This is a genomic window from Streptomyces sp. bgisy159 (assembly GCF_965341775.1).
Classification (GTDB): Bacteria; Actinomycetota; Actinomycetes; order Streptomycetales; family Streptomycetaceae; genus Streptomyces.
In genome coordinates, this window is sequence record NZ_CBDQZH010000025.1 from 21,586 (window position 1) to 35,086 (window position 13,501).

A 13,501-nucleotide genomic window follows, 5' to 3' on the forward strand; every position below is an offset into this window, starting at 1 on the left:
CGTGACCGCCGAGACGTCCGTGCCGTCCACAGCTCTGCTGGCAGGAGCAGACCGGGACGGTTCCAACTACACCGCGCGGCACCTGCTCGTCCTCGAGGGGCTCGAGGCCGTACGCAAGCGCCCGGGTATGTACATCGGCTCCACCGACAGCCGTGGTCTGATGCACTGCCTGTGGGAGATCATCGACAACTCCGTCGACGAGGCCCTCGGCGGCTACTGCGACCACATCGAGGTGATCCTCCACGACGACGCCTCGGTGGAGGTCCGCGACAACGGCCGCGGAATCCCGGTCGACGTGGAGCCCAAGACCGGTCTCTCGGGCGTCGAGGTCGTCATGACCAAGCTGCACGCCGGCGGCAAGTTCGGCGGCGGCTCCTACGCCGCCTCCGGTGGTCTGCACGGCGTGGGCGCCTCCGTGGTGAACGCCCTGTCGGCCCGCCTGGACGTCGAGGTCGACCGCGGCGGGCACACGCACGCGATCAGCTTCCGGCGCGGCGTCCCCGGCGCCTTCACGGGAGCCGGCCCGGACGCCGGGTTCGACGCGAAGAGCGGGCTGCGCAAGGCCAAGAAGATCCCCAAGGCGCGCAGCGGCACGCGCGTGCGCTACTGGGCCGACCGCCAGATCTTCCTCAAGGACGCCCGGCTCTCCCTGGAGAACCTGCACCAGCGCGCCCGCCAGACGGCGTTCCTGGTGCCCGGCCTGACCATCGTCGTCCGCGACGAGTTCGGCCTCGGCGAGGGGGGCAGCAAGGGCGAGGAGTCCTTCCGCTTCGACGGCGGCATCAGCGAGTTCTGCGAGTACCTGGCCACCGACAAGCCGGTCTGCGACGTCCTGCGCTTCCAGGGCCAGGGCACCTTCAAGGAGACCGTCCCGGTCCTGGACGACCGCGGCCACATGACCCCCACCGAGGTGGTGCGCGAGCTCGGCGTCGACGTCGCCCTGCGCTGGGGCACCGGCTACGACACGGCCGTCAGGTCCTTCGTCAACATCATCGCCACGCCCAAGGGCGGCACTCACGTCGCCGGCTTCGAGCAGGCGGTCGCCAAGACGATGAACGAGGTGCTGCGCGCCAAGAAGCTGCTGCGCGTCGCCGAGGACGACATCGTCAAGGACGACGCCCTGGAGGGCCTGACCGCCGTCGTCACCGTGCGTCTCGCCGAGCCGCAGTTCGAGGGCCAGACCAAGGAGGTCCTCGGCACCTCGGCGGCCCGCCGCATCGTGAACAACGTGGTCTCCAAGGAGCTCAAGGCGTTCCTGACGTCCACCAAGCGGGACGCGGCCGCCCAGGCGCGGGTCGTCATGGAGAAGGCCGTCGCCGCCGCGCGCACGCGGATCGCGGCCCGCCAGCACAAGGACGCGCAGCGCCGCAAGACGGCCCTGGAGTCCTCGTCGCTGCCCGCCAAGCTCGCCGACTGCCGCAGCGACGACGTCGACCGCAGCGAGCTGTTCATCGTCGAGGGCGACTCCGCGCTCGGTACGGCGAAGCTCGCCCGGAACTCCGAGTTCCAGGCGCTGCTGCCGATCCGCGGCAAGATCCTCAACGTGCAGAAGTCGTCCGTGACCGACATGCTCAAGAACGCCGAGTGCGGCGCGATCATCCAGGTCATAGGGGCGGGCTCCGGGCGCACCTTCGACATCGACGCCGCCCGCTACGGCAAGATCATCATGATGACCGACGCCGATGTGGACGGCTCCCACATCCGTTGTCTGCTGCTGACCCTCTTCCAGCGCTACATGCGGCCCATGGTCGAGGCCGGCCGCGTCTTCGCCGCGGTGCCCCCGCTGCACCGCATCGAGATCGTCCAGCCGAAGAAGGGCCAGGACAAGTACGTCTACACGTACTCGGACCGCGAACTGCGCGACAAGCTGATGGAGCTGCAGAGCAAGGGCATCCGCTACAAGGACACCATCCAGCGCTACAAGGGCCTGGGTGAGATGGACGCCGACCAGCTGGCCGAGACCACCATGGACCCGCGTCACCGCACCCTGCGCCGCATCAACCTCTCCGACCTGGAAGCCGCCGAGCAGGTCTTCGACCTGCTCATGGGCAACGACGTCGCCCCGCGCAAGGAGTTCATCTCCAGCTCGGCCGCCACGCTGGACCGGTCCCGCATCGACGCCTGACCCCACCCCTCCGGCTCCCGCGGCGACACCCGCGGGAGCCCGCCTCACGGCCGCCGAGGGGGGAGAAGGTTCCCTTTCGTCACCTGATGGGGTGAAGCGTCGAGGGAAGAAGAAACGTGGATCTTCCCGTTCTGTCCATCCTTGGGCATGCACTTCAGTAATGGTCGTCTTCGTACGGACGGGGACGGTCGCGAGACATCGGGCGGACAGGGCCCGGGGCGGTCCCCCGCCACCGAAGGGGCGCCGGGGGAGGTGCGCTACGACGACCCCTGGTACGACGCGCTGGCCGCGGGCTGGGGCGAGCCGGGCCTCGCGGACGCTCCCGGCGTGGCCGCCGAGGCCGAGCGCCGGGACCTGCCCGAGGGTGCCCCGGAGGCCGCCGACATCTATCTGCGGGTGCAGCGCGGCGCTGCCTTCCAGGAGGTCCGTGACCGCTACCGCGGATTCGTGGTGCCGGCGTCCGCGGGGTTCTTCCTGTGGTACCTCGCCTATGTCGTCGCCGCGACGACCGCGCCCGGCCTGATGGCCCACCGCGTCATCGGCGCGGTGAACGTGGGCCTGCTCGCCGGGCTCGGCCAGTTCCTGACCACCTTCGTGCTCACCTGGGCCTACGCCCGGCACGCGCGGCTGCGCCGGGACCGCGCGGCGCTCGAACTGCGTTGGGAGACCCAGGAACTGACCCGCGCGGCGAGGGGCGGTGTGTCATGACCGGTCATCACCAGACGCTGGCGCTGGTGCTGTTCAGCGCCTTCATCGCGGTGACACTGGCGATCACCACCTGGGTGAGCCGCCGACGCCAGGGCTCGCCGGAGGAGTTCTACGCCGGCGGGCGGCTGTTCTCCCCCCTGGAGAATGGTGTTGCCATCGCGGGCGACTACATGTCCGCCGCCTCCTTCCTCGGCATCTCCGGTCTCATCGCCCTCTTCGGCTACGACGGGCTGCTGTACTCGGTCGGCTTCCTCGTGGCCTGGCTGGTGGTGCTGTTCCTGGTCGCCGAACTGGTGCGCAACTGCGGGCGGTTCACACTGGCCGACGTTGTCGCGGCCCGGATGAGGGAGCGACCGGTGCGGATCGCGGCGGGCACCTCGTCGGTCGTGGTGTCGGTCCTGTACCTGGTCGCCCAGATGGTCGGCGCGGGCAGCCTGGTGGCGCTGCTGCTGGGGCGCAGCGGCGCGGCGGCGCAGTGCTGGACCGTGGTGGGCGTCGGTGCCCTCATGGTGGTCTACGTGTCGCTGGGCGGGATGCGGGCCACCACGTGGATCCAGATCGTCAAGGCGGTCCTGCTGCTCGCCGGCACCGTCGCGCTCACCGTGCTCGTCCTGGCACGCTTCCACGGCGACTTCGACCGCCTGCTTCTCACGGCCGCCGAACGCAGCGGCCACGGGGACGCCTTCCTGGCTCCGGGCCTGAAGTACGGCGGGGGCTGGACCGCCCGCCTCGACTTCATCAGCCTGGGTCTGGCCCTGGTCCTGGGCACCGCAGGCCTGCCGCACATCCTGTCCCGCTTCTACACCGTGCCGACCGCCCGCGCCGCACGCCGCTCGGTGGTGTGGTCGATCGGGCTGATCGGCGGCTTCTACCTGATGACGATCGTGCTCGGCTTCGGCGCGGCCGCCCTGGTCGGCCCGGACGCCGTGCGCGCCTCCAACGCGGCCGGGAACACGGCCGTCCCGCTGCTGGCCCTGGACCTTGGCGGCGGCGCCGACTCCACCGGTGGGACGGTTCTGTTCGCGATCGTGGCCGCCGTCGCCTTCGCCACCATCCTGGCCGTCGTCGCCGGGATCACCCTGGCCTCCTCCGCGTCCGTGGCACACGACCTGTACGCCTCCCTGCGGCGCCGCGACAGGGCCCCGCGCAGCGAGGTCGCCGTGGCCCGGGTCGCCGCCGTCGGTATCGGCGCGGTCGCGATCGCACTCGGCCTGCTGGCCCGCGACCTCAACGTCGCCTTCCTGGTGGGCCTCGCCTTCGCCGTCGCCGCGTCGGCGAACCTGCCCGTCCTGCTCTACTCGCTCTTCTGGCGCGGCTTCACCACCCGGGGCGCCGTCTGGGCGGTGTACGGCGGGCTCGTCCCGGCCGTGGTTCTGGTCGCGCTGTCCCCGGTCGTGTCGGGCAGTCCGGAGTCATTCCTGCCCCACCTGGACTTCCAGGTGTTCCCGCTGCGCAACCCCGGACTGGTCTCCGTCCCGCTGGGCTTCCTCGCGGGCTGGCTGGGCACGGTCACCTCGGCCGAGCCGGCCGACGAGGCCAGACACGCGGAGACCGAGGTGCGGTCGCTGACGGGGGCGGGAGCCGTGTAGCCGACGGCGGCCCGCCGGGCCGTACGGCCCCGGGCACGCGCGCAGAGGTACGCCTCGGTGAGCGCGCGGACGTGTGTCACCCAGGTACGCGCGCGGGCCGTGCGGCGTCCGCCCGTGACTTCCGGCCGGACCGTCGAGACGGCAGCGGGCCGCCTGCGTACTCAAGGGCAGGCGCGGCCCCTTCCTCCCGCCCCGGCCGTGCCTCAGGCGCGGGTCGCCCACACGTAACGGTGTTCCGGGCGGCCCGCGTCGCCGTACTTGAGGGTCAGCCGGGCGCGGCCCGTGCGCTCCAGGAGCTTCAGATAGCGCTGGGCGGTCTGCCGGCTCACCCCCGTGCGCTCCGCGACGTCCTGCGCGGACAACGGTCCCTCGGCGCTCACCAGCGCCTGCCGCACCAGCTCGGCGGTGGTGGGGGAGTGCCCCTTGGGCAGCACGGGGTCCGACGGCGCGGACAGGGCGCCGAAGATGCGGTCCACGTCGGCCTGCTCGGCCTCGCCGCCGACGTCGAGGGTGCGCCGCAGGTCGGCGTACGCCTCCAGCTTGGCCCGCAGGCCGCCGAACGAGAACGGCTTCACCAGATACTGCAGCGCGCCCTGCCGCATCGCCGCCTGGATCGTCGACACGTCCCGGGCCGCCGTCACCATGATCACGTCGGTCTGGTGGCCGCGCCGCCGCATCTCCCCGACGACGTCGAGACCGGTCCCGTCGGGCAGGTAGTGGTCGAGCAGGACGAGGTCGAGGCGGGGCGACAGCTCCAGTCGGTGCAGCGCGTCCGCCGCGCAGTGCGCCTCACCGGCGACATGGAAGCCCGGCACCTTCTCCACGTACGCGGCGTTGACCCGCGCGACCCGGACGTCGTCGTCCACGACCAGGACCTCGATCATCACGACTCCTCCTCGTCGGTGGAGCGCGCGGGCGCGCTCAGGGCCGGCTCCGCGTCCGGTCCGGTCAGGGCCTCGGGCAGGACGACGGTGAACTCCGCGCCGCCGCCCGTCGCCTCGCCGACCACCGCGCAGCCGCCCTGCCGCTCGGCGAGCCGGCGCACCAGTGACAGCCCGATGCCGCGCTTGCCGTGTGCGGGCGGCTGCTTGGTGGACCAGCCCTCGGTGAAGATCGACTCGCGCTGGTCGGCGGGGATGCCGGGGCCGGTGTCCCGCACCCGCAGCACGGCCGTGCGCCCGTCGGTGCGCAGCTCGACCTCCACGCGCGCGTGGCGGGTGCCGGCCACGGCGTCCAGGGCGTTGTCGACGAGGTTGCCGACGACCGTGACCACCGCGTGCGGATCGGCCAGACGGTCCGGGAGCCGGCTGTCGTCCGTGACCCGCAGGGCGACGCCGCGCTCCGCGGCGACGGTCGCCTTGCCGACCAGCAGCGCGGCCACCAGCGGGTCGCGGACCCGTTCGGTGACCTGCTCGGCCGTGGCCCGGTGGTCGCCGACCACCTCGCCCACGAAGTCCACCGCGTCGTCGTACATCTCGAGCTCCAGCAGCCCGAGCAGCGTGTGCATCCGGTTGGCGTGCTCGTGGTCCTGGGCGCGGAGGGCGTCGATGAGCCCGCGCGTCGAGTCCAGCTCCCGGCCGAGCTGTTCCAGCTCGGTGCGGTCGCGCAGGGTGGCGACGGCGCCGCCGTCGTCGGTCGGCATGCGGTTGGCGACCAGGACGCGCTGCCCGCGCACGGTGACCAGGTCGGTGCCCGTCACCCGGCCGGCCAGCACATCGGCGGTCCGGCCCGTGCCCAGCGCCTCGTCGGGGGAGCGGCCCACGGCCTCCTCCCCGACGCCGAGCAGACGCCGAGCCTCGTCGTTGAGCAGCCGCACCCGGCCGGTCCGGTCGAGCGCCACGACGCCCTCGCGGATCCCGTGCAGCATCGCCTCCCGCTCCGCGAGCAGCGCCGAGATGTCCGAGAACGCCAGGTCCCGGGTCTGCCGCTGGACCCGCCGGGAGATCAGCCAGGCGGCCAGCGCGCCTACGGCCAGGGCGCCGCCCGCGTACGCCAGCAGGCCGGGGACGGCGTGCACCAGCCGGTCGTGGACGCTGTCGTACGCGATGCCGACGGACACCGCCCCCACGATCCGGCCGTCACCGTCCCGCAGCGGCACCTTGCCGCGCGCCGAGCGGCCCAGGGTGCCGGTGTCTATCTGCATGACCTCGTGGCCGGCCAGGGCCTGGCGCGGGTCCGTGGAGACGTGGCCGCCGATCTGCCGGGGATCGGTGTGCGACCAGCGGGTGCCGTTGAGGTCCATCACCACCACGTACTCGGCGCCGCTCGCCCCGCGGATGCGTTCCGCCTGCCGCTGCACCGGGCCGTCGGCCGTCGGCGGGGTGTCGCGCAGGTCCTCGGCGAGGCCCGGGATCGTCGCGGTGGTCTGGGCGATGGCCAGCGCCCGGCGCATCGCCTCGTCGTCCAGCTGGTTGCCCAGCGGGGCCAGGAACAGGCCGGTGACCAGGACGACGACCCCGGCGGCGATCGCCACCTGCATCAGCAGCACCTGGGAGAACGCCCGCCGCGGCAGGCCCAGCCGCAAGCGGCGTGCGGGGGTAGTGGAGCGCATGCCATGACGGTACGGGCAGGGGGCTGCCGGGCCGTAGAGCTGTGGCACGGATCTCTTGCGGCACGGTACGTACCTCTTGACCGGGTGGATCGTCGCGTTGACCGCTCGGGGGCGGGGCGACCGCCTGTGGCTGTGCCTCCATCGTGGATGCCGCGATCGTGATTACGACGATGGTGAATACCGCGATCGTGAGCGCGTCAGCTCGCCAGGGCTGTCGCCGGTGTCAGCTCGCGCACCTCGACGACCTCCACACGGGCGGGCGAGCCCAGGACCGACGCCCCGCAGCTCTCCGGGCGGGGCGGCAGCGACGCGCCGTGGGCCACCAGGACCCGCCACCGGCGTCCGTCCAGGTGAGCGACGGTCACCTCCCAGCGAGGCGCCTCACCGACCGTGCGGACGACGCTGAGCGCCTCGGCCGCGTACTCGCCGACCGCCGTGCGCACGGCCAGCTCGGCCGCCTGTCCGGGCCGCTCCCACGCCGAGCCGCCGCGGCACGCGTCGACGACGATCCGGCCCTCGCGCGCGCCCCGCAGCGCCTCCACGACGGTGCGCGCCTCGGCGCGGCCGTACGCATACCCGTACGGCAGGACGAGCACGGTCGGGGAGAAGCGATGACCACCCAGATGGGTGACCTCCCAGACGCCCTCCTCGCCCGAGTCGGCCAGCTCCGCCGCGAGCGGGCGGCCCAGGAGGGCGCAGCAGCGGTCCCGCTTGCCGTTGGTGCACACCAGGGCGAGCGGGCCGCCGGTGTGCGCGCGGGCGCCGAGCGCGGCGTCGAAGGAGCGGTGGTCGCCCCGTTCCAGGGCGCGGAAGTCCAGGTCCAGCAACCGGCGCGGGTCAGCGGTCGTGGCGGTGCGCAGCCAGACCCGGCCCGGCACGGTGTGCGCCGCGAACACCCGGCGTACGGATGGGGCACCGACGTCCGCGTGACGGCCGGGCCGTCGGATCAGCGCGATCCGCACCCCGGTGCCCTTGACGGCCCTCTTCAGGGCGCGGCCGACCGCCGGGTCGAGATGGCTGGACACCAGCGCCTCGGCACCCCAGGGGCCGGGCTGCTCCAGCAGGATCCAGGTCCTCGCCGTGGCCGCGGTTCCGGAGACGGGCTCGTCGAGGTCCCGCGAGACGGTCGCGCACGTACTCACACAGGTGAGCCTAACCTGACTTGGCGCGTGGTGGCGCCCCGAGGGCGGTGTGTCCTCCTCCGCGCGGCCCGGCTCCCTCGGTGGTGCGACCCGTCCCCGGCGCACGGCGCGCCCGGCCCCGCAAAGGAACGGCCGTGCGCGGACTACTCCGGCGACGGCAGCGGCCGCGGTGGCCGCGGACCGACGTAGTGCCCGCTCGGTCGCATCCGCAGGGGCCGCTCCCCGTACTCCTCCAGAGCGTGGGCGATCCAGCCGGCCGTGCGGGCGACGGCGAAGATCGTCTCGCTCGCCGTCGACGGCATGCCCGACGACGCGGTCAGCACGGCGAGCGCCAGGTCCACGTTGGCGTGCAACGGGGCGTGGCGGGCGGTCGTGGCGACGACGTCCCGCGCCGCGGCGAGGGCGGGCTCGGCCCGCGGGATCTCCGCCAGGAGGGCGAACAGCCTACGCGCGCGTGGATCCTCACCCCGGTAGAGGTGGTGGCCCAGACCCGGGATGCGCCGTCCGGCCCGGAGCTCCTCCGCGATCACGGGGGCCGCGTCGCCCCGGTCGAGGACCTCCAGCAGCATCCGGTGCGCCAGGCCGCCGGCCGCCCCGTGCAGGGGGCCCTCGATGACGCCCAGTCCGGCGGAGACCGCCGCATAGGCGTGCGCCCTGGCCGACGCGGCCACCCGGACGGCGAGCGTCGAAGCGGCCAGGTCGTGGTCGACGAGCAGGCCGAGGGCCGTGTCCAGGACGCGCAGCGAAGCCTCGTCGGCGGGGCGGCCACTGAGCCGCCCCCACAGCCGCCGGGCCAGCGGGCCCCCGTCGTCCCGGGGAACGGAACCCTGCGGCGGCAGCGCTGCCACCAGGGTGGGGATGAGGGCCCGCGCGGTACCGAGCACCGCGCGCTCGGAGAGGTCGAAACGCAGCGGGTCTGCCGCCCCGGCGGCGATGGCGGCGACCCGCAGCCGGTCGATGGGGCCGGTGTGGCCGGGCAGTGCCTCGACGGCACGGCGGGCCACCGCCACGGCGGCCTCGGGAGCGGTGAAGGCGGCGCCCTGCCGCAGCCTGTCGGTCCACAGCCACTCCGCGACCTCCTCGTAGGAGTGACGGGTCGCCAGCTCGGTCGCGTCGACGCCCCGGTAGTAGTACCGGTCCTGGTCGATCAGGGTGACGCGGGTGCGCACGGACAGCTCGCCGCCGGAGCCCGCGGGCGCCGCACTCTCCCGCCGGTTGCGCCGGGCCAGCGCCGCCACCTCACCGGCGTCGAAGGTGGAGGCCCGGCCGCCGGGCACCCGGCGGCTGCTGAGCTGCCCGCGGCTGACGTACGCGTACACGGTCTCGGGCTTCACGCCGAGCAGTTCGGCGGCCTCCTTGGTGGTCAGCCGACGTTCGGGGTGGCCGGGGCCGGATTCCTGATCACGCATGGGGTCACGGTATCCACAGGACACCGGCGTGGACTCCCGCCCACGGGCCGCTCGCGCCCCTGGCCGTCGTCGGCCGCGCAAGCGCGGCTGACGACCGTTCCCTGTGCAAGCGCGGCCGACGACCGTCCACCGCGTGGTGCCTCCACGGCCGGCTCCTATCCTGGGTCGGCACGGAATTCAGCGGTCGTGCGCCCGGCCGTGGGCCGGCGTACGCGCAGGGGGAGAGAGGTCGCACGTTGGCGCAGCGCCACAGCCCGCAGCAGATCCCGGTCGTCGTGCTCGCCGGATTCCTCGGTTCCGGCAAGACGACCCTGCTCAACCATCTGCTCCACCGCAGCGGCGGAAGCCGGATCGGCGCCATCGTCAACGACTTCGGCGCGATCGAGATCGACGCCATGGCCGTCGCCGGCGCTCTCGGCGACTCCACCGTCTCCCTCGGCAACGGCTGTCTGTGCTGCGCAGTCGATGCCACCGAGCTGGACGTCTACCTGGAGCGGCTGGCCCGCCCCTCCTCCGGGATCGACATCATCGTCGTCGAGGCCAGCGGACTGGCCGAGCCGCAGGAACTCGTCCGCATGCTCCTGGCCAGCGAGCACCCCGGTGTCGTCTACGGCGGGCTGGTCGAGGTCGTCGACGCCGCCGAGTTCGACGCGACCCGTTCCCGGCACCCCGAGATCGACCGGCACCTCGCGCTCGCCGACCTGGTGGTCGTCAACAAACTCGACCGGGCGGCGGACGGCGAGCGGATCCTCGCCCTCGTGCGGTCCCTGGCCGACGGCGCGGCCGTCGTCCCCGCCACTTACGGCCGGATCGACCCCGAGTTCCTGTTCGACTGCCGGCCGGCCGAGGAGCGCGTCGGCCAGCTCTCCTTCGACGACCTGCACGAACACACCGAGGACAGCCACGCCGGGCATCTCCACACCGGGTACGACAGCCTGTCCTTCGTGTCCGGGCGGCCCCTCGACCCGCGCCGGCTGATGGGATTCCTCGACAGCCGGCCCGACGGGCTGTACCGGATCAAGGGCTACGTCGACTTCGGGCCGCACGACATCCGCAACCGGTACGCCGTGCACGCCGTCGGACGCTTCCTGCGCTTCTACCCCGAGCCGTGGCCGGGTGCCGAGGCGCCCTCCACCCAACTGGTCCTCATCGGCTCCGACATCCGCACCGACGCGCTCGCCGAGGAACTGCGGGCGTGCGAGGCCGACGCCCCGCACGCCGACGAGCACGCCATGTGGGGCATCCTGCGCTACGTACGCGACCCCGAGGACGAGCCCAGGGAACGGCCGGCCTGAAGAGCCGGGCGGAGGGGTCCCGCGCGCACCCCTCCCGCACCGCGACGCAGGGCCCGGCGCTCAGCCGCCGGGCCGTCCGCGTACCCCCGGTGTGCACCGGAACCTCACCCGGCGATGCCCCTGGCCGGACGCCGTGTGGCCCGCCCCTCCGGACGAGGCGCGGGCCACGGGCCACGGGATGTCGGCAACGGGTCCGGTCAGGAGACCGGCCCCGCCACCACGGACACCGTCTTCGGCAGCGACACGCCCGAGCCGTCACGGCGCGGGTCGATCTCCGGCAGCTCGGCCGGGGTGCCGTTCTTCTGCGCGGCGCGCGCCGGCGTCGCACCCGCCCAGGCGAGGGCCAGGCAGTCCTCGCCCTTCAGGAACCGCTGGCAGCGCACACCGCCGGTGGCCCGCCCCTTGCGCGGGTACTGGTCGAACGGGGTCAGCTTGGCCGTGGTCTGCACGGAGTCGTCCAGCGTGCCGCGCGAGCCGGCCACCGTGAACACCACCGCGTCGGCCGCCGGATCGACCGCCGTGAACGAGATGACCTTCGCGCCGTCGGCGAGCTTGATGCCCGCCATACCGCCCGCCGGGCGGCCCTGCGGACGCACCTGCGCCGCCTGGTAGCGCAGCAGTTGTGCGTCGTCCGTGATGAAGACCAGATCCTCCTCGCCGGTGCGCAGCTCCACCGCGCCGACGATCCGGTCGCCCTCCTTGAGGGTGATCACCTCCAGCGCGTCCTTGTTGGCCGGGTAGTCGGGCACCACCCGCTTCACCACGCCCTGCTCGGTGCCCAGCGCCAGACCCGGCGACGACTCGTCGAGCGTGGTCAGACAGACCACCGTCTCGTCGCCCTCCAGAGACATGAACTCCGCCAGGGGAGCGCCGCCCGACAGGTTCGGTGCCGCCGCGGTCTCCGGCAGCTGCGGCAGGTCGACGACGTCGACCCGCAGCAGCCGGCCCGACGAGGTGACCACGCCGACCTCGCCGCGCGCGGTCGCCGGCACCGCCGAGACGATCACGTCGTGCTTGGTCCGCCGGGCGCCCTCGTCCACCGTGAAGGGCTCGCCGGTCGCCGTACGCGCCAGCAGGCCCGTCGAGGAGAGCAGTACCCGGCACGGGTCGTCGGCGACCTGGAGCGGCACCGCGGCGGCCGTTGCGCCGGAGGACTCCAGCAGGACCGTGCGCCGCTCGGTGGCGAACTTCTTGGCCACCGAAGCCAGTTCCGCCGAGACCAGCTTGCGCAGCTCCGCGTCCGACTCCAGGATCCGGGTCAGCTCGGCGATCTCCTCGGTGAGTCTGTCCTTCTCCGCCTCCAGCTCGATGCGGTCGTACTTGGTCAGGCGGCGCAGCGGTGTGTCCAGGATGTACTGGGTCTGCACGTCCGACAGGGAGAAGCGCTCCATCAGGCGCTCCTTGGCCTGCGCGCTGTTCTCGCTGGAGCGGATCAGCCGGATCACCTCGTCGATGTCGACGAGGGCGGTCAGCAGGCCCTCCACCAGGTGCAGCCGGTCGCGGCGCTTGCCGCGGCGGAACTCGCTGCGGCGGCGCACCACGTCGAAGCGGTGGTCGAGGTAGACCTCCAGCAGCTCCTTCAGACCCAGCGTGAGCGGCTGGCCGTCCACCAGCGCCACGTTGTTGATGCCGAAGGACTCCTCCATGGGCGTCAGCTTGTAGAGCTGTTCCAGGACCGCCTCGGGGACGAAGCCGTTCTTGATCTCGATGACCAGACGCAGGCCGTGCTCGCGGTCGGTGAGGTCCTTGACGTCGGCGATGCCCTGGATCTTCTTGGACCCGACCAGGTCCTTGATCTTGGCGATGACCTTCTCGGGGCCGACGGCGAAGGGCAGTTCGGTGACCACCAGGCCCTTGCGGCGCGCGGTCACGTTGTCGATCGACACCGTGGCGCGGATCTTGAACGTGCCGCGGCCCGTCTCGTAGGCGTCACGGATGCCGGACAGGCCGACGATCCGGCCGCCGGTGGGCAGGTCGGGGCCGGGGATGTGCCGCATCAGCGCGTCGAGATCCGCGTTCGGGTAGCGGATCAGATGGCGGGCGGCGGCGATGACCTCGCCCAGGTTGTGCGGCGGCATGTTCGTCGCCATGCCGACGGCGATCCCGGACGAGCCGTTGACCAGCAGGTTCGGGAACGCGGCGGGCAGCGCCACCGGTTCCCGCTCCTGGCCGTCGTAGTTCGGCGCGAAGTCGACGGTGTCCTCGTCGATCGACTCCGTCATCAGACTGGTGGCGGCGGCCTGGCGACACTCGGTGTACCGCATGGCGGCCGGCGGGTCGTCGTTGCCCAGGGAACCGAAGTTGCCGTGGCCGTCGACGAGCGGCACCCGCATGGAGAAGGGCTGCGCCATCCGCACCAGCGCGTCGTAGATCGACGCGTCGCCGTGCGGGTGCAGCTTGCCCATGACCTCGCCGACCACGCGCGCGCACTTCACATAGCCGCGGTCGGGGCGCAGCCCCATCTCGTTCATCTGGTAGACGATGCGGCGGTGGACGGGCTTGAGCCCGTCCCGGGCGTCCGGCAGGGCGCGGGAGTAGATGACCGAGTACGCGTACTCAAGGAAGGAGCCCTGCATCTCGTCGACGACGTCGATGTCGAGGATCTTCTCCTCGTACGAGTCGTCGGGCGGCGGGGTCTTCGTGCTGCGGCGGGCCATCGCTGCCTGGCTCCTTGCTGAAGCG

General features: G+C 72.9%; 9 protein-coding genes. 4 read left to right on the plus strand and 5 right to left on the minus strand.

The features are described from left to right. Position 1 precedes the first annotated feature (1 nt). From ACSLTV_RS22955 to ACSLTV_RS22965, 3 genes are all read left to right on the plus strand, one after another. Positions 2-2,125, plus strand: a complete 2,124-nt coding sequence (locus ACSLTV_RS22955; protein ID WP_432136313.1) for a DNA gyrase/topoisomerase IV subunit B — start codon at positions 2-4, stop codon at positions 2,123-2,125. Positions 2,126-2,272: 147 nt separating this feature from the next. Further along, complete coding sequence (locus tag ACSLTV_RS22960) at positions 2,273-2,833, plus strand: DUF485 domain-containing protein (RefSeq protein ID WP_435612801.1); 561 nt, start codon at positions 2,273-2,275, stop codon at positions 2,831-2,833. Further along, positions 2,830-4,422 carry a solute symporter family protein gene (locus ACSLTV_RS22965; RefSeq protein ID WP_435612802.1) on the plus strand — a complete coding sequence of 531 codons (1,593 nt, stop codon included), beginning with the start codon at positions 2,830-2,832 and terminating at the stop codon, positions 4,420-4,422. Before ACSLTV_RS22960 ends, ACSLTV_RS22965 begins: the two co-directional genes overlap by 4 nt. Before the next feature lie 203 nt (positions 4,423-4,625). On the opposite strand, the gene ACSLTV_RS22970 is transcribed toward ACSLTV_RS22965, so the two are convergent. The 4 genes from ACSLTV_RS22970 to ACSLTV_RS22985 all read right to left on the minus strand — a co-directional run bounded on the left by ACSLTV_RS22970 (position 4,626) and on the right by ACSLTV_RS22985 (position 9,524). Continuing rightward, a complete protein-coding gene (locus ACSLTV_RS22970) occupies positions 4,626-5,306 on the minus strand; it encodes a response regulator (RefSeq protein ID WP_435612817.1) in 681 nt (226 codons plus the stop codon). Beyond that, entirely contained in the window at positions 5,306-6,973 is a 1,668-nt protein-coding gene (locus ACSLTV_RS22975; protein ID WP_432157300.1) for an ATP-binding protein, read from the minus strand. Before ACSLTV_RS22975 ends, ACSLTV_RS22970 begins: the two co-directional genes overlap by 1 nt. 197 nt (positions 6,974-7,170) lie before the next feature. Further along, positions 7,171-8,115: a sucrase ferredoxin gene (locus ACSLTV_RS22980; protein WP_432136317.1), complete on the minus strand. Its 945-nt coding sequence runs from the start codon at positions 8,113-8,115 to the stop codon at positions 7,171-7,173. Between the two features lie 143 nt (positions 8,116-8,258). Next, positions 8,259-9,524, minus strand: a complete 1,266-nt coding sequence (locus ACSLTV_RS22985) for a citrate/2-methylcitrate synthase (RefSeq protein ID WP_435612803.1) — start codon at positions 9,522-9,524, stop codon at positions 8,259-8,261. A 236-nt stretch (positions 9,525-9,760) separates the two neighbouring features. On the opposite strand from ACSLTV_RS22985, the gene ACSLTV_RS22990 reads away from it, so the two are divergent. Then, the gene (locus tag ACSLTV_RS22990) at positions 9,761-10,819 is read left to right on the plus strand and encodes a CobW family GTP-binding protein (RefSeq protein WP_435612804.1); all 1,059 of its coding nucleotides are present in this window, start codon (positions 9,761-9,763) and stop codon (positions 10,817-10,819) included. Positions 10,820-11,016: 197 nt separating this feature from the next. Here ACSLTV_RS22990 and ACSLTV_RS22995 read toward each other — a convergent pair whose 3' ends face one another. After that, a complete protein-coding gene (locus ACSLTV_RS22995; protein ID WP_432136320.1) occupies positions 11,017-13,476 on the minus strand; it encodes a DNA gyrase/topoisomerase IV subunit A in 2,460 nt (819 codons plus the stop codon). Positions 13,477-13,501 lie beyond the last annotated feature (25 nt).

Bases quoted from the DNA above. Each gene is read 5' to 3' on its own strand.
- ACSLTV_RS22970 (WP_435612817.1), bottom strand. From the start codon at position 5,306: ATGATCGAGGTCCTGGTCGTGGACGACGACGTCCGGGTCGCGCGGGTC.
- ACSLTV_RS22975 (WP_432157300.1), bottom strand. From the start codon at position 6,973: ATGCGCTCCACTACCCCCGCACGCCGCTTGCGGCTGGGCCTGCCGCGG.
- ACSLTV_RS22960 (WP_435612801.1), top strand. From the start codon at position 2,273: ATGCACTTCAGTAATGGTCGTCTTCGTACGGACGGGGACGGTCGCGAG.
- ACSLTV_RS22995 (WP_432136320.1), bottom strand. From the start codon at position 13,476: ATGGCCCGCCGCAGCACGAAGACCCCGCCGCCCGACGACTCGTACGAG.
- ACSLTV_RS22985 (WP_435612803.1), bottom strand. From the start codon at position 9,524: ATGCGTGATCAGGAATCCGGCCCCGGCCACCCCGAACGTCGGCTGACC.
- ACSLTV_RS22965 (WP_435612802.1), top strand. From the start codon at position 2,830: ATGACCGGTCATCACCAGACGCTGGCGCTGGTGCTGTTCAGCGCCTTC.